This window comes from Streptomyces sp. NPDC058231, from assembly GCF_042882275.1.
Classification (GTDB): domain Bacteria; phylum Actinomycetota; class Actinomycetes; order Streptomycetales; family Streptomycetaceae; genus Streptomyces.
Window position 1 is genome coordinate 116011 of the sequence record NZ_JBHVWN010000012.1, and the last position, 15826, is coordinate 131836.

Sequence of the window (15826 nt, forward strand, 5' to 3'; positions counted from 1 at the left end):
GCACCAGCCACAGCACCCTGGAACAATGAAGGTCTTGCACTCGCCAACAGGGGGAATTTGTCTGTGAAGGTCGGACTGGCACGTTCCGCCGCAGCCCGTTGGGTCGCCCAGCATGCCCAATCTGATGCAGGGTATCGGGGCGCGTACTTCAGCGGCTCGACCGTCGGCCTGCCGGACGATGCCGAACTGCCACCATCCTCCGACGTCGACATCTTCGTCGTCACCGCCGCCGACAGCCCGCAGGCCAAGCCAGGGAAACTCCGCTACCAGGGCGCCCTGTTGGAAGTCAGCTACCTGCCCTGGGCCGAGCTCGCCTCCGCCGACGAGGTCCTCGCGTCCTACCACCTGGCCGGCAGCTTCCGCACCGACACGATCATCGATGACCCCACCGGCCATCTGCACAAGCTGCACGCAGACATCTCGCCCCGGTTCGCTGGCCTGCCCTGGGTTCGCCGCCGATGCCAGGATGCCCGCCACCGAGTCGAAGCCCGCCTCGCGGCGATCGACACCTCGGCACCGTTCCACGAGCAGGTGACCGCTTGGCTGTTCCCTACCGGCGTGACCTGCCACGTGCTTCTCGCCGCCGCCCTGCGCAACCCCGCCATCCGCTTGCGCTACCCGGCCGCACGCAAGGTCCTCACCGACTACGGACACCTCAGCCTCTACCCCGAACTCCTCCGTCTCCTCGGCTGTTCACACCTGACCGCACAACGCGTCCAGCACCATCTGCGCGAACTCGCCGCGACGTTCGACGCCACCACCCAGGTGGCGAAGACCCCGTTCTTCTTCAGCAGCGACATCACCCCCACCGCACGGCCGATCGCCATCGACGGAAGCCAGACCCTCATCGATGCCGGCGACTACCGCGAGGCGGTCTTCTGGATCATCGCGACCTTCGCCCGCTGCCACACCATCCTGGCCACCGACGCTCCCCAACTGCACAACTCCCACGCTCCGGCGTTCCAGGCAGCGGTCGCCGACCTCGGCATCAGCTCCAGCAGCGACCTCCTCCACCGCGCCGAAGAAGTCACCCGGTTCCTGCCCCGGCTCTGGCAGACCACCGAGGACATCCTGACCAGCAACCCCAAGATCACCGAATAGCGAACGAAGAACATCGCCTCTCCCGTGACCGACGCAACGCCAGCCCCTACCTGTACGGCCAGGAGGCTGCGGCAGTCGCCCAGGTCCTGGAGTCTGGCCAGTACGGGCACACCGGCGTCACCGAGGAGTTCGAGCGCGGGATCGCCGCGTTCCTCGGCGTCGACGACGCCGTGGCGGTCACCTCCGGCACCGCGGCTCTGCACACCGCGCTGCTCGCCGCCAAGGTCGGTCCCGGAGACGAGGTGATCGTCCTTTCGTCCCCTCGATGACGTTCTGCGCGACGGTCCAGGCGATCCTCGCCGTCGGCGCCTCCCCGCGGTTTATCGAGATCAACCCCGTCACCCTGTGCGTGGACCACCAGCTCGTCATGGAGGCGGTCACCGCAGCCACAGCCGCCGTCATCCCGGTCCTGTTCGGCGGCCGCGCCGTAGACCTCGGCCCCATCCACTGCGAACTGGACGAACGCGGGATCGCCGTCATCGAAGACGCAGCCCACGCTTCGGGTCCTACAACGGCACCCGCCATGTCGGCACCACCGGAGCCCTGACCTGCTTCTCGTTCGGGCCGATCAAAAACCTCACCTGCGGCCAGGGCGGCATGATCATCCCGCGTACCCCGGAGAAAGCCGACACGGCCCGCCGGCTCCGGCTCCTCGGCGTCACCCAGTCCCAGACCGAACGCGCGAACGCCACCAACTACCAGGTCGAGGGCTTCGGGCTGCGCTACCAGCTCTCCGGGATCAACGCAGCCATCGGCCTGGCCCAGCTCACCACTTCGACAAGACCGTGGAGACCCGGCGACGCCTGTGGTGCACCTACCGGGACGCCCTGGGCCCCCTGGAGGGCGTGACGCTCGTCGACGTCGGCCCACAGACGGCCGTACCGCACCTGTGCCAGGTCCCCGCGTTCCTCAACGTGACCAGGTGTTCCAGGAGATGCGATCCCGGGAGGTCGGCGTCGGCGTCCACTACCTGCTCAACCACCTGCAGCGCGCGTTCGTGCCCTGGCGGCGGGCACTGCCCGTCACTGAGCAGGCCGGGCAGGAAATCCTGAGCCTGCCCTTCCACCAGCACCTGACCGAAGACGACATCGCCTACGTGGTGGATGTCCTCGGCCAGGCCGTCGAGACCGCGAGGGCGCTTCACATCGGCCGCCTCGCGTATCGCCCCGCCCCGGTCAGCCGGAGGCGGCGGACAGGATCACGTCCACGAGCCTGTCCGCCGCGTCCGGCCGCCCGTGCGCCCGGGCCCTCTCCGCCATCGCAACCCGCCGATGGGGGTCTTTGAGGAGCGGGCCCACCGCGTCGCGCAGGCCGGCCCTGGTGACCTCGCCGATCAGAGCCACCGCGGCACCGGCACTCTCCAAGTGGCGGGCGTTGTGCACCTGCTCGTTCCCGGCCGAGGAGGCGAGCGGAATGAACACCGCGGGCTTGCCAAGGGCAGTGAGCTCGGCGAGCGTGCCCGCGCCACTGCGAGAGATCACGACATCGGCCAGGGCCAGGACGTCGGGGAGCTCCGGGCCGACGAACCCCGTGAGGTAGTACCGGCCGGCCAACTCCGGGGCCAGGTGCGCAGCGTGCTGCTGCAGAGCCTCGGTGTTCGCCGGTCCACACTGGTGGATCACGTTCGCGTGGTTCAGCAGCCAGGGCAGCGCGTCCCGTACGATGTCGTTGATCTGCTGGGCACCCTGCGCCCCACCCGTGACGTACACGGTCGGGAGACGCCGGTCGAAACCGTGCAACCCCAGCGCCTCAAGGGCCTTGTCCGCGTGGCCGCTCAGCACCTCCGGCCGGATCGGATTGCCCGTGACGACCGCAGCACCACGTACCGCGTCCGGCAGAAGCGGCAGCGACGACTCCGAAGACACCGCGATCCTCGTCGCCGAGCCCGCCAGCTTCCGATTCGCCAGCCCCAGGCGCACGGTCTGCTCGTGCAGGACCAGCGGACGTCGACACATGCGGGCAGCCAGGCCGGCAGGGACAGCCACATACCCACCCGTAGCCAGCACGACATCCGGCCGGAACTCAGCCACGATCTTTCGAGCCTGCGCCACCCCGAGCGGCACGCGCGCCATGTCCCGCACATTCGCAGGCGACACCATCTTGATCGGGTTACTGGACCGGCGGATCTTCCCGGTGGCGACCGTCTTGAACGCGATGCCCTCAGCCGGCGCAACGCGGGCTTCCAGGCCGTCAGCCGTCCCGATCCACAGGACATCGAGCATCCGGCCCTCGGCGGTCAAGCGCCTCTGCAGCGCACGAATCGCGGTCAAGGCCGGATACGTGTGGCCCCCGGTGCCTCCTCCCGTGACGATCAGGCGGAAGGTGCGAGGAAGAGCAGGAGCACTGTTCATCCGGCGCACGCTACCGCCAGGGATCAGGCCGCGTCCCGGATACGTGCACGGACATCCCGCCATTCCACCCTGCCGAGGTCATCGGCTAACGTCCCCGCCCGGGTGGGGCCTCACTCATGCCTCCATGCTCGGTGCGGATCTCATCCAGTCGCTGTGAGATGGCAGCGCGGACCGCCGTGTGCCGCTGCTTGCCCGCCCGAATGGATTGCGTCATCTGCCTGTACGCATATAGAGCAGGAACCACTGTGATGGCTCCGAAACCAATCAGAGTAGATATTGGGCAGAACCACGCTATACCAGGATTAGGGCCGCCATTGATGCCCAACCAGCACAACGACAACGCCTCAGCGCCTAGCAGCGTGCCGACGCAGATCGTCCAGAAGTACGCCAGCGGCAAAGGCGGAAAGGCTCGCAACTCCTCGTATCCCCTGTCCGTCTGAGCTGACATCTGGATACTTACGCTGGTCAGCACTTCGAGGGAGGGGTGGCCCCCAACCTCCGCCAGGAGTTGCTCACCAAGCCTCGATGCATCCTCAAGTTGGCGGGCGCTCGACGCCGCTATCTTCACGAACTGCTGGACTTTCACCGCCCCCACCAACCAAATCACTGGCACCACTGCCGCGATCGTTGCCGCGTATGACTCGCTCATCTGCATGCGCGCATTCTGCCGCCGCGCCCGCACGTTCGGATGTCGCAGATCCGTCACTCTGCCCTCACGGATTCTCCACAAATGGCAGGCTGCCCTCCATCCGTCACAGAGCCGAGGGGGACCAACATGTTCAAGCGTGACCCGGAGGAGGCTGCACAGCGTGAAGCGCAGCGCGCGGTGAGGCGTCAGGAGCGCGACGCAGCGAACGTGCGCCGCCAGGAAGAAAAGCAAGCCCTCAAGGACTGGCGCAGTTCCCACCCCGCGGAACCCACGCTCAATTCGGCCGCCATGCTCCGCATCTGGCCCTCGTCCAAGTTCGGAGAGACCTCCGCGGGCCCGATCCTTGGCGGGCATGCCGAGTTCGTTGACGCGGGGGCGCACAAGGCATGGACGGCCACTCGTCTCGTGGGCGGTGTCGCGACCGGCGGAGCGTCACTCCTGGCCGGCCGGAAGAACAAGGGCGCGTCGGTCATCAACGTGACGTTCGGGAATGGGGCAGCTCAGACGTACAGCGTCACCCCGGAGTCCACCACGCTCCGCATGGCCAACCAGTACGTGAACGCCTTCAACGCACTGGCGGCTCAGCTGGCGAGGGAGGCTGGGCAGTAGTAGGGCCGACACGCACCCGCGGGAGTCCGTGCACTCCGTCGCCCCTGGGGGCGGCGGGGAAGGTCAGGCCGCGTCCCACTGATGGGCGCGGCCTCCTCGCCACTCCACCCGCGACGGGTCATCGATCAGCAGGTCCGGATCTTGAAGCCCGGCCGCTCGAGGAAGACCACCAGGTCGAGGTCGGAGTGGGCAAGGCCGAGGATCTGGCCACGTGCGGTCACCCGCCGTCCGCCGGTCTGGGACAGCCGGTGCACGACAATCGGCGCCCCCGCCACGGGTTCAGCCTGCAACGGTTCGGCGGTCACAGCACGCCGAGCTCGGTGTCGGGCCGGCAGTTCTGGCATGCGAGGCGGCCGTCCTCGGCGAGCAGGGTCAGCGCCTGCTCGCGCGAGATGGTCTTGACCCGCGAGCCGGTCGGCCGGCAGAAGCCCTGATGCACGGCGACAGGGCGACGCCCGACACCGATGCCCTGCTCGACCACCCAGTCCGGGGGCGGGGGGAGGCTGGCGTGCGGCAATCTCGACCAGGCGCCGCTCTTCGGCCTGGCGCCAGCTGCGGGCGCGGGCCAGATCCTGCTCACGGACGCGCTCGAGAAAGCGGAGCTGCTCAAGCCTCGACACCGACGAATCGTCGGACATGTGTTCGAGTGTAGACCCCGTGGGGAGACCTCAACATGTGGCCAACCCCATGACAGCTAAGGCCTGCCCCCACAACGATCGTCTGGGGCCCGAGCACCGTCGACCCGGATGTCCGTTCGTCCGTCTACTCGGCGGGGACAAGGTTGTGCAGCCGGACGATGCCTCTCATGGCGTGGCGTGACCGTCGCCCGTCAAGCGGCGACCAGGCAGGATCCGGGACAACCTTTAGGCGCACCAGCCGGTCGGGGTGAGCGTCACACTGATGGGGCCGATGGTGGCCGACCACCTCTCACCGCGCGACGTCGCACTGTCTGCTTCGTCGAGCATCCGGGCGCGCATGAGCCGCGCGCTCTCGTTGAGCTGCTCGCACTGATATGCGGCCATGGGCCGTCGCTCCTGGATCCGCGTCACTGACCTGTCCAGCCACAGCACAGCTTCTTGTGCGTCGCGCACGGACTGCCCTGCCGACGCAAAAATGGGGGCGTCAACCGACCACTGCATGCGTAGCGCCATAACCCGACCCTAACGGCCGTCCGCATCTCCTGGCGTATCTGCGCGCGGCGTCGGATGCGGTGCATCGCAAGGCGGAGGGGCACCCCCGATACGCGGCGTATCTGACGACAGGAGCAATTCGGGGCCCGCCCGTATCGCTCGCCTATCAGCGTTGCGCGAAGCCCTCACCCACCGACCGTGAACGGGACCAGAGACGCCTAGAACGGCGGGAAGCCCTCTCCAGAGATCGGCACGACCGTGAACTCACTCTCGTGAGCATGACTGGCTGGCTCCAAGCGGACTCCACGCTCTTGGCCGTCCGGCATACACAGCCGGAGTTCGCCGCTGTCTAGCAGGTCAAAAATCCGGCTCGTCGGGACACCGCGCAGACTGCCGCGCCAAGCGTCAGATCCAGCCACCAGCTCGGCCTGAACGGGGATCTGCAGATGCCCAGCGACCAGCAACGCATCGCCTTGATACCGACTCGCCATACGCCCAACAGTCCCGCCACCGCTGCCGCACGGCAACCGGACACGCAGCGCAAAGCCCCCGCCACTGACAGCAGAACGGGGGCTCGGCGAGCCGACGCTACTCGGTGTCCGCATCCGTCTTCTTCGCCGGCCTCTTTGACCCCCGCAGCCCCTTCGCGATCTGCTGAGCACGGGTCGGGTGAACACCCCCGAGAGTGACCGCGATCTCGGCCCAGGTCTTGCCCCCGCTCCCCAAGCGGCCCGAGCCCGTGGCCGACACGCCAGCCACGGTTCAGGTCGCAACCCACCGCCGCTGACCGGCCACTCCCACACTTCGATCTGAACGTCGCGGGCATGGCAGCGCACCGTGATCTTGCCAGGACCATCGGGCCAGACTCATGGTGGTATCCCAGCGGCCACCTGCGCTGGGCGGATGATCCAGCAGCCCAGGCGAAGCTCCTGAAAACAGCCGCACTGCTGGCTAGCTGGGACTACCAAGTCGAGGTACGCACGGGAGCCGAGGTGCGCCGCCGCCTCGAACCTGCTCTCACCATGCCCGGCGACGTTCCAGTCGTGTTCTACCCCGACGAAGCGTGGGTGCACGGACGTCATCTCGTCGGCCGCTTGGTCAGCCAGGCCGTTACATCCGGCGCCGAGCACCGGTCCGGCACCACGGTCTGTGACATCGGCACCCGTGCCGACGGGAGCATCCGGACAGTTGCTCTATCCGATGGGAGCAGTCTCGACGTCAACACCGTCGTGAACGCAGCAGGCCCCAGCGCCTCCCGCGTCGCCAAGCTCATCGCACGGCACCTGCCGATGCGCCGGGAACCCGGCGTCGTCACCCGGATCGGCTGTGCTCAGGTCCCGGTTCACAGGGCCATGCACGCGCCTCACATCGAGACCCGTCCTGACGGAGACACCGGGAAGAAAGACGAGGTGCTCGCGGACTTCCGCCCGGAGCGGTTCTCCCCGTGACAGCCCGGGCAAGTGCCACCAGCACCGCGACCAGGCGGGTGCGTATCCGTGCGTCCGAAACAGGCCCGTAAAGCCGCGCTGCTGCGTCACGCGAGCCAGAAAGACCGGACGGTCCTCCACCTCTGACACTCCACCTCGCGCACGAGTTACCCGCGTCTCGGTGAGCACCACACCAAGAGACGTGTTGCAAACGGCACCAGCCGCTCCAGCCTTCGTTGAGCCAGAGCACATGTCCCGGGCACCTCGTGAACTGCGGAGGGCACTGTATTCATGGGCTTTCAACAAAAAGAGCCTGGAGGGAGGATCCGTCCGAGGAGTGGCAAGCAGCACTGGATTGGCCGCAGCGCCATTCATTGCCCGTGAGCGAGTTGGCGGAGCCCGATGTGCTGCGCCTGGGACTCGACGCTCTGTGCCGCAAGGTCGATGGGGCAGCCGCTGCAGCGAAGACCGTGAAGCACAAGAAAGCTGCTGTCAACGAGGTGTTCGGGGTCGCAGTGGAACGTGGGTACTTCACCGAGAACCCGCTGAGCGGCTTGCGGTGGTCTGCGCCGGAAGTTGCCGACGAAGTCGATCCCGACTGCGTGCCCAATCCGGCGCGGGTGGGCCGCCTGCTTGCTGCGGTCAGGGCGCTGCCCGGTCGAGGCCCGCACCTGTACGCCTTTTTCGGGTGTACGACACGAGAAGATTCTTCGTCTGCTGGTGGTACAGAGGCAGCGCATCGCTGACCAGCGCAAACAGCGCCCGTCGCGGCTTTGGCAGGATCGCTGGCCCGGGAATGGCCCGGATCTTGACCGATGCGGTCCCTCGGGCTGGGTGGTCGCCCGGCGCCACACAGCAGTCGGAGCCGAAAATACAGGGGGAGCCACCTGATCACCGTCCGCCTGATACTTCGCGAGGCCTCGAACGGGGCGGCAAGACCCCAATGATCGTGTTCGACTACGCGGACTTGGACACCGCAGTACCCGCCCTGGTGACGGCGCTGGTCGTATTCAACGGCCAGTTCTGTATGACCGGCAGCCGCGTTCTGGTCCAGCGCGGGATCGCCGACGAACTGCGACGCCGGCTTACCGACCGGCTCGAACACCTGCGGGTCGGGCCGGCCGCAGATCCCGCCAGTGAACTGGGACCGGTCATCGACCGACGCAGTGTCGAGCGAATCGACGCAATCGTGGAAGCGGCCATCGCCGCCGGCGCTACGCCGCTGGTGCGCGGCGGGCCGATTCGGCAGGGCCCGCTGGCCAACGGCGCCTTCTATCGGGCCACCGCTGACGAGTGGGCACGCCACTGCCCAGACTGTGGCACTCAGGCGCGGCGGTCGAAGGGCTAGCGGGTGACCCGGCCGCGTGACCTGCCGGTCGGTGGCTGCCCACCGCGGCTGGTGTGGGCCAAGCGCCGCTGGCGCTGCGACGAGCCGGTGTGCCGGCGTCGCTCGTTCACCGAGTCGGTTCCGGCAGTACCGCCGCGCAAGCGGCTAACCACACGGTTACGGGCTGCGGCCGGGGCGGCGGTGGCCGATCAGGGCCGCACGGTCGTCCAGGCCGGCTCGGGACCATGCGCTGTCCTGGCCGGTCGTCGCGGCGCCGTTCACCAGTCACGCTCAGGCGGTGCTGCCGGCCCAGCCCGAGCCGGTGCAGGTGCTCGGTATCGACGAGATCCGCCGAGGCCGGGCGAGATGGATCCCCGACGAGGTACTTGCCGGGCTGAACAACCCGGACCTCCTCCGTACCTGTGCACGGTTCGCTGACGACAGCAAGAACGACGAGGGCGAGGAGGAGACGGTGCTGCAGGCCACCCGCACCACCCTGCGCTTGTTGGCCCAAGGCCGCGAAGTTAAGGATCAGCTGGCGAGGGTGTAGATCGCCGGGCCGATCTTCTTGATCAGTCCGAGGTGCGACCACTGGGACATCTGGACTCGGAAGCTGTTGAGGTTCGTGATGCCGATCAGGCGGGCGATCTCGCGGGCATGCCAGGGAGTGTCGGGGTGGCTGTTTGAGTTGATGGCGCACCTTTGATGTCATGTGGATCTCAGGAGCAGTCGCTCTCGTCACGGGTGCCAATCGTGGTCTCGGTGCCAGTTTCACCCAGGCCTTGCTCGCTCGCGGCGCGGCAACCGTGTACGCGGCCGCGCGGGACGCGAGCATGGTTTCGGTCACCGATCCTCGGGTCAAGCCGATCGATCTCGACATCACCGACCGAGCTGCGGTCACGGCAGTCGCGCAACGGTGTGGCGATGTCGACCTGCTGGTCAACAACGCAGGCGCGATGCTGTTGGGTCCGCTGATCACCGCACCGGATACCGGGGCCGCCCGTACCGAGATGGAAGTCAACTACTTCGGCACCCTCGAGATGTGCCGGGCTTTCGCACCGGTGCTGGCCCGCAACGGCGGCGGTGCACTGGTCAACATGCTGTCGGTGGTCAGTTGGTACACGGTGCCGTTCAACGCCTCCTACTGCGCGTCGAAGTCCGCCGAATGGGCGCTGACCAACGCGGCCCGGGTGGAACTACACGGTCAGGGCACGCACGTGGTCGGCGTGCACGCGGGGTTCATCGACACGGAAATGGCCGCTGACGTGTCCGAAGCGAAGATCGCCCCCGAGGACGTTGTCGCGCAGGCGCTCGACGCCGTCGAGAACAACGTGACAGAGGTGATCACGGACGAGTGGACTCGACACGTGAAGTCCACCCTGCCGGTGGACCAGGAAGAGCTTTACCCGGACCTGCGCCGCGCCTGGGCAGCCGGAGCGTCCCCGTGGGGGCGGGACTGATCAGGAGAGCGCGTCCGCGGAGCTTCTTGCCCTGGAGCATGTCCCAAGGCCGCGAAGTTGGCTGATCATCGGAGGCGGTGAGACGGGTTTCTTCGCAGGTGGGGGCAGTGAAAGAGCGACGGGGCCCCTCGTGGACGATGGCGATCCGCCAAGATCAAGCCTGCCCACTGACGGGATCCCGTTGCGCCTCCAGTCTGCCATCACAACGATCACGCGTTCCCTCACGGTCGCCTTCGGACTGTTCGCCCCTGGGCGCATCGGTGAATTGACACCGTACGTCCCGTTTGAGTTGGTCGACTCCGTGCTGGAGGAGACCGGCCGCGTCCAGCGGCGGCTGCGGGCACTGCACGTCTTCGCGCTCGTGCTGTTCCCCGAACTCTCCTACGCCGCCGTCTGGCGCCAGCTCACCGCCTCCCTGGACCCCACGAAGCCACCGAGAGTCTCGGAGACAGCCCTGCGGCACCTGCGTCGTCGCCTGTCCCCGGCCCCGTTCAAGGTCCTGTTCCAGACCCTGGCGGTCCCCCTCGCCCCGCCGGCCACGCCCGGCGTGTCCTACCGACGCTGGCGCACGGTCGCCTTCGACGGCTGCTCCTCGATCAAGACACCCGACAGCGACCGCGCCCGAACCTGGTTGGGGAAGGTCCGCTACCGCCTGGCCTGGGCCGGCTAACCCACCATCATGCTGATGACGCTCATGGAGACCGGCACCCGCGGCCTGTTCGGAGCCTGCTTCGGCCCCACCACCGCGGGCGAGACCGCCTACGCCACCCGTCCGCTGCCCCTGCTGGACAAGCGGCGCCTGGTGCTCATTGACCGCGGCTTCGACGCCAATGCCTTCCTCGCCGACCTGGCTGCGACCGGCGCCCAGTTCCTGGTCAGGCTCAAGTCCACCCGCCGTCCCGCCCTCCTGCGCATCCTGACGGATGGCGCCTATCTCGCCCGCCTGGGCCGGCTCACCGTCCGCATCATCGAGGCCGACCTCGCCGTGCGCCTGGCAGACGGCACCACCGTGAGCGGCCGCTACCGCCTGGCCACCACCCTCCTCGACCCCGCGACCGACCCCGCCGAGCGCCTGACCAGGCTCTACGCGGAACGATGGGAGATCGAATCCGGCTATTTCGCGCTCCGCTCGACGCTCATGACAGGCCGCGTCCTGCGCTCGGGCAACCGCTTCGGCACCGAACAGGAGCTGTGGGCCGCCCTCACCGTCTACCAACTGCTGCGGATGGCCATGACCGACGCCGCCCACGCCGCCGGAGCCGACCCCGACCGCGCCTCCTTCACCCACGCCCTCGCAACGGCCCGCACCCAGGTCACCCTCGCCGAGGGCGTCACCGACACCGGCCCGGGCGCCATCGACGCCGCCGTACGCACCAACCTGCTGCCCGCCCGCCGTCCCCGCATCAGCACCCGCAAGGTCAAATCCCCGATCTCGCGCTACCACTCCTGGCACGGCCAGGCCCGCCCCACCACGCCCACTGCCATCGAACGCATCGAGATCACCCTGCACGAGCGCACCGATACCACCCCCGGGCCCACCAATCGGATCACGCTGGGACTCCTGGCATCCCGGGTTGGCCAGCTCTCTGAGCAGATCCGGGATGTGGATGCCCGCCTGGCCCGGCTCGTGGAATCCCATGCCCCGCAGCTGCTCGATGTGGTGGGGATCGGTCCGGACACGGCGGTCACTCTGTTGATCACAGTGGGGGACAACCCGGAACGGCTGGACAGCGAGGCTTCGTTCGCCGCTTTGTGTGGGGTCAGTCCTGTCGAGCGTTCCTCGGGGCGTCGGCAGGACCGTCGTCTCAACCGCGGCGGCGACCGGCAGGCCAACGCCGCGCTCCATCGCATCGTGTTCACCCGCCTACGGGTCGACCCGCGTACCCAGCTTTACTACGAGCGCCGAATCAAGGAGGGCAAGACCCGACGCGAAATCGTCCGATGCCTCAAGCGCTACGCGGCCCGGGAGGTCTTCCACCTGGTCAAACAGTTGCAGCCAGACCCCCGCCATAGGGGCTGTGTGAGAGAAACACCCCCGCTGGCTGGTGTCCGCGGGGGTTCCCCGCGTGCGGGGGCGCGCTGAAATGCCGCCACTCCGTCACGCTGCGCAGTTGCGGCGAGGCGGAGACACTCAGGAACTCCAGGCACGCGCTGCCGAGTGCAATGTGCCGTTGCTGATCCCGGTCAAGGAAGCTCTGGGTCTGCACCACCGCGATGGCAGCGTCTGCCTGGAGGCGCCCGGCGAGGAGCGCGGCAGACGTTGCGCCTTCTGGACGAGTACGAAGTCCGCCGCTACCCGGGCTCGTACCGCCACATCACCCTCTTCATGCTCGCCCACGCCTTCCTCGCCGCGATGGCCGCCGGGGCCATCGAAAGGGGGGCCGAAGAAACGATCACTGCATCCTCGCGCCCCTCACCGTGGCAGAAGTCCGGAAGCTGTTGGCAACTTGCCATCCCCCACCCAACACCCCATCAGCAGTGGGCTGTTCACGCGCTGAGATGGTCGCACTGGCGACGCCATCACCAAGCCGTCGCCCGCCTCTGTCACTACCGGAGCCGAACCCAAACACCACACGGATCCACCGATCCCGCACCCGGCCGAACGCCACCCCACTACACTCAAAATCACCTCCCTGACCAGCATGAATGGCGATGTGCTGCTGGAGTACCAAGGCACCGGGAACGGCACCATCATGACGGACCGGCAGGGCGATTGGGCACTGGCGCTATGGACCGGCGACGTGTCGTATGAGCCTTTGGCCATCAGTTCCGGACTCTGTTGCCGAGCGGTATGGTGCGGCCAGTGGCCGCCTTATCGGCCCAATCCCGAGGACCGAACGGCGCTCGGAATCACGCGACGCAAGAGCTGCGATCTGTTCGCCTGTGTCCGCAAGCGCCACCAAGAGGGCGTCGAAGGGCGGCAGGGAGCCTTCGGCATGAGTGATGGCGTCTACTGGGGTGTGACCGCCGCCGTCTTGAGGTGAGGAGACGCTTATGGCTCCCCGCCATTCTCGACTGGCAGGCAGAGCCACAAGTCTCCGGCTCTGTTTCGCCTCGCGTTCCAGGCCGATGGCGGTCGAAGGGCGAATGCCAGGTCGAGCTGGCCGATCTGAGTCCGGCTCTGCCTGGTCACTTCCCCTGCGATGCCAATTCCACCCGAGAGTATGAGTACGTGGCCGTAACGGGAAAATGGGTGGGATTGTTGACCTCGGGGCCCCTCGCAACCGCGAGGAGCCCCGGACCGACTTTCACGACGTCAGGTCATTGCCTCATGGGTAGGCGACCACATTGCTGGGAGTGGTGTTCGAGGCGGTGACCGCCCCCGTGTCGTTGATGACGTGGGTGATGGTGCCCATACCGCCGAGTGAGACGGTCAGAGCGTCGTGGAACTTCACGCCCGGGGTATTGGGCACCTCGAAGGCGTGGTAGCTGTTCACCGCCGGATTGACGTTGAAGTAGCAGTAGCTGCCGAGCCCCCACGCCTCGTGGGTGGTGACGCCCGCGCCCACCTTGTAGGCGGCGTACCCGTTGACCCCTGCCGCGCTCATCCACGCGCCCTGGTTGGGCACGTCGTACGGCATCTCGTTCTGAAAGAAGATCGTCTTGCCGTTCTGACCGTTCCAGACGACCTCGTGCTTCTGGTAGTGCTCGACGAAGAGACCGGTCGCCAGGACGCTGCTGCCGTTGACGATCATGCCGGTGTCCGCCGTGTTGGTCGTCCAGCCGACGGTGCCCGCGTTGCCGTGGTCGGCTCGCCAGGCCCAGATATGGTCGATGATCGTGTTGTTGCTGTTGACGATCAGGCTGGTCGTCGCCTTGCCGGCGATCTGGCCGCCGATCCGGAAGAACACGTCCTGGATGGTCGTCGGGTTGCCCGCGTGGGTGGCGGACGATCCGGCCGGGCCGACGGTCAGCAGCGCCGCCGAGTTGGTGGTGCCGGCGTCGATCAGCAGGCCCTTGAGACGGACTCCGTCCACGTCGGCGACCTGGATCGCGTTGACGCCGTTGTCCGGGACGAAGGTCGGGTAGCCGATGCCGAGGACGACGGTGTTGGCCCGGGTGATGTTCAGCGTCTGGTTCAGGTGGTAGACGCCCGGGGTGACGAACAGGTTGCAGCCCTGGGAGAGCGCGTTGTTGATGGTCGCGGCGGTGTCGCCGGCCTTGACCACGTAGAACTGGCTCATCGGCTGCGAAGTGCCGGGAGTGCTGCCGTTCGCCCAGCTCGCGCCGGAGGCGTTGGTCCGCAGCGACGGAAGGAACACACGGTATTTTCCGGCGCCGTCGACATACAGGTACGGCACGTCGCGGGAGACGGGGGTGGTGGCCAGGGTGGTCTCGGGCGGGTTGGGGAAGGTGTTCGCGGGAGCACCGGTGGTGCCGGAGAAGACCATGTTCCACACGCCGCCGGCCCAGCTGCCCAGGTTGCTGTCCCGGGTGTACCACTGCTGCTGCGAGATGGACGCCGCCTGGCCGCTGACCTTGGTGTCGGCGACGTAGCCGCCACTGGCCCAGCCGTAGCTGGCCGGGTAGAGCTGCAGATCGCCGTGAACGTCGATCCGGCGGAACGGGGCGGCCTGGGCCACGGCCCAACGGTTCCCACCGACCGGGTTGATGGCCAGGTTCTCGGCCGAGCGCCAGAAGTTCTGCGTCGCGTTGCCCGCGTCGGAGGCGTTGAAGGCGTCCACGGTGACGTGTCCGTTGATCGTCACGTCGTCCGGGTTCTGCCCGAGACCGGCCACCGAGGTGTAGAAGCCGACGTTGTCGTCGACGGCGTACGTACCCGGCTTGAAGAGCTGTGCCACCCGGTTCTCGCTGAACTGCGCGGTGGTGGTGTCCTTCATCTGGGCGAACTGTGCGTCGAGTTGGGCCTGGATGGTGGCACTGGACATGGTCGGGTCGTAGATGTGAACGTTCGGGCCGAAGTTCGGTATGTCCGACTGGGTGGGGCAGCCGGCCGATGTGCCGATCGTGTAGGTCGCGCTGGCGACGGCGGAGTCGGTGAGGCCGGATTTGATGGCGATGGCCTTGACGGTGGTGGTGGCCGTGACGCTGATCGGTGCGCTGTAAAGGGTGGACGTGGCGGAGGGGGTGGAGCCGTCACGGGTGTAGCGGATGGTCGCGCCCGCGGTCGTGTCGGCGAGCGTCACGCTCTGGGCCGATGTGTAGGTGCCCGCCGCCGGAGTGAAGGTCGGTGTGGCGACAGTGCCGGTGCCGCTACTGCCCTGGGTGTACGTGTAGTGGGGCGTGTCGTACTGCGGCCCGCTCTTCTCGTAGGTGAACCAGTACTCCAGGACAGTGCCGTTGGTGAGCGAGCCGACGGTCTGTGTCCAAGTGCCCGCGTTGTTGGTCATGCGGACGTTCTGTTGGTCGGCGCTGTTGACGAGGTAGTGCACATCGACGTAGATCGCAGCTGTGGTCGGTGTGAACGATATCTGCGCCTGCGTCGCGCTCAGTTGCGTGACGCTCTGGGTGTAGTCGGGGGCGGCTGCCGAGGCGGGAGCGGCGGTCTGGTTGAGGCCGAGCAGTCCGACGAGCGCGAGTACGAGTGCACTCAATAAGGCGATGATGCGTTGGTTCGGACGTGGCGGGGGTCTCATGCGGCCGGGAAGGATGGTCGTGCGCATGGGCGGGAGTCCTTTCGCCTGGTTTCGTGAAGTGAACACCGGGTCAGCGCGGAAGGGTGAAGACGGTCTCGAAACTGCGATTTGATCGTCTTCCCAGCTCTACAGACCTTTGAATCAGCCTATTGAAAACGCTCTCAATCTGCGGATC

At 67.3% G+C, this 15826-nt stretch carries 17 protein-coding genes and 2 pseudogenes; 13 read left to right on the top strand and 6 right to left on the bottom strand.

The annotated features are described in order from the left end of the window. Window positions 1–63: 63 nt before the first annotated feature. From ACFVXE_RS11825 to ACFVXE_RS11840, 4 genes and pseudogenes are all read left to right on the top strand, one after another. On the top strand, window positions 64–1101 hold the full coding sequence (locus tag ACFVXE_RS11825) for a hypothetical protein (RefSeq protein ID WP_389670893.1): 1038 nt from the start codon (window positions 64–66) through the stop codon (window positions 1099–1101). A gap of 86 nt (window positions 1102–1187) precedes the next feature. Beyond that, on the top strand, window positions 1188–1370 hold the full coding sequence (locus ACFVXE_RS11830; RefSeq protein WP_389670933.1) for an aminotransferase class I/II-fold pyridoxal phosphate-dependent enzyme: 183 nt from the start codon (window positions 1188–1190) through the stop codon (window positions 1368–1370). Continuing rightward, a pseudogene (locus ACFVXE_RS11835) lies at window positions 1367–1950 on the top strand (DegT/DnrJ/EryC1/StrS family aminotransferase). The gene ACFVXE_RS11830 and the pseudogene ACFVXE_RS11835 overlap by 4 nt, the downstream one beginning before the upstream one ends. An 85-nt stretch (window positions 1951–2035) precedes the next feature. Then, window positions 2036–2386 (top strand): DegT/DnrJ/EryC1/StrS family aminotransferase, encoded by a 351-nt coding sequence (locus ACFVXE_RS11840; RefSeq protein ID WP_389670934.1) that lies wholly within the window; start codon window positions 2036–2038, stop codon window positions 2384–2386. On the opposite strand, the gene ACFVXE_RS11845 is transcribed toward ACFVXE_RS11840, so the two are convergent. Beyond that, the gene (locus ACFVXE_RS11845; protein ID WP_389670895.1) at window positions 2277–3452 is read right to left on the bottom strand and encodes a glycosyltransferase; all 1176 of its coding nucleotides are present in this window, start codon (window positions 3450–3452) and stop codon (window positions 2277–2279) included. The genes ACFVXE_RS11840 and ACFVXE_RS11845 overlap by 110 nt on opposite strands. An 85-nt stretch (window positions 3453–3537) precedes the next feature. Beyond that, window positions 3538–4107, bottom strand: a complete 570-nt coding sequence (locus ACFVXE_RS11850; protein ID WP_389670897.1) for a hypothetical protein — start codon at window positions 4105–4107, stop codon at window positions 3538–3540. A 120-nt stretch (window positions 4108–4227) separates the two neighbouring features. On the opposite strand from ACFVXE_RS11850, the gene ACFVXE_RS11855 reads away from it, so the two are divergent. Then, window positions 4228–4710, top strand: a complete 483-nt coding sequence (locus ACFVXE_RS11855) for a hypothetical protein (protein ID WP_389670899.1) — start codon at window positions 4228–4230, stop codon at window positions 4708–4710. Between the two features lie 63 nt (window positions 4711–4773). On the opposite strand, the pseudogene ACFVXE_RS11860 reads toward ACFVXE_RS11855, so the two are convergent. The 3 genes and pseudogenes from ACFVXE_RS11860 to ACFVXE_RS11870 all read right to left on the bottom strand — a co-directional run bounded on the left by ACFVXE_RS11860 (window position 4774) and on the right by ACFVXE_RS11870 (window position 5732). Beyond that, window positions 4774–4985: pseudogene (locus ACFVXE_RS11860) on the bottom strand (hypothetical protein). A 26-nt stretch (window positions 4986–5011) separates the two neighbouring features. Further along, a complete protein-coding gene (locus ACFVXE_RS11865; RefSeq protein WP_389670901.1) occupies window positions 5012–5290 on the bottom strand; it encodes a DUF6233 domain-containing protein in 279 nt (92 codons plus the stop codon). 283 nt (window positions 5291–5573) lie between these two features. Next, complete coding sequence (locus ACFVXE_RS11870; protein WP_389670902.1) at window positions 5574–5732, bottom strand: hypothetical protein; 159 nt, start codon at window positions 5730–5732, stop codon at window positions 5574–5576. 917 nt (window positions 5733–6649) lie between these two features. Here ACFVXE_RS11870 and ACFVXE_RS11875 point away from each other — a divergent pair. From ACFVXE_RS11875 to ACFVXE_RS11910, 8 genes are all read left to right on the top strand, one after another. Further along, entirely contained in the window at window positions 6650–7288 is a 639-nt protein-coding gene (locus ACFVXE_RS11875) for an NAD(P)/FAD-dependent oxidoreductase (protein WP_389670935.1), read from the top strand. A gap of 359 nt (window positions 7289–7647) precedes the next feature. Next, window positions 7648–8013 (top strand): hypothetical protein, encoded by a 366-nt coding sequence (locus tag ACFVXE_RS11880; RefSeq protein ID WP_389670904.1) that lies wholly within the window; start codon window positions 7648–7650, stop codon window positions 8011–8013. Window positions 8014–8063: 50 nt separating this feature from the next. After that, complete coding sequence (locus ACFVXE_RS11885; protein WP_389670905.1) at window positions 8064–8615, top strand: aldehyde dehydrogenase family protein; 552 nt, start codon at window positions 8064–8066, stop codon at window positions 8613–8615. A 277-nt stretch (window positions 8616–8892) separates the two neighbouring features. Continuing rightward, the gene (locus tag ACFVXE_RS11890; protein ID WP_389670907.1) at window positions 8893–9144 is read left to right on the top strand and encodes a hypothetical protein; all 252 of its coding nucleotides are present in this window, start codon (window positions 8893–8895) and stop codon (window positions 9142–9144) included. A gap of 160 nt (window positions 9145–9304) precedes the next feature. Then, the gene (locus ACFVXE_RS11895) at window positions 9305–10054 is read left to right on the top strand and encodes an SDR family oxidoreductase (protein ID WP_389670908.1); all 750 of its coding nucleotides are present in this window, start codon (window positions 9305–9307) and stop codon (window positions 10052–10054) included. 130 nt (window positions 10055–10184) lie between these two features. Further along, window positions 10185–10724 carry a transposase domain-containing protein gene (locus ACFVXE_RS11900; RefSeq protein WP_389670909.1) on the top strand — a complete coding sequence of 180 codons (540 nt, stop codon included), beginning with the start codon at window positions 10185–10187 and terminating at the stop codon, window positions 10722–10724. A 15-nt stretch (window positions 10725–10739) separates the two neighbouring features. Then, the gene (locus ACFVXE_RS11905; RefSeq protein ID WP_389670910.1) at window positions 10740–12137 is read left to right on the top strand and encodes a transposase; all 1398 of its coding nucleotides are present in this window, start codon (window positions 10740–10742) and stop codon (window positions 12135–12137) included. A gap of 559 nt (window positions 12138–12696) precedes the next feature. Continuing rightward, window positions 12697–13038 (top strand): hypothetical protein, encoded by a 342-nt coding sequence (locus ACFVXE_RS11910; RefSeq protein WP_389670937.1) that lies wholly within the window; start codon window positions 12697–12699, stop codon window positions 13036–13038. A gap of 285 nt (window positions 13039–13323) precedes the next feature. Here the strand turns inward: ACFVXE_RS11910 and ACFVXE_RS11915 are convergent, their stop codons facing one another. After that, complete coding sequence (locus ACFVXE_RS11915) at window positions 13324–15678, bottom strand: chitobiase/beta-hexosaminidase C-terminal domain-containing protein (RefSeq protein ID WP_389670911.1); 2355 nt, start codon at window positions 15676–15678, stop codon at window positions 13324–13326. Window positions 15679–15826: the final 148 nt, after the last annotated feature.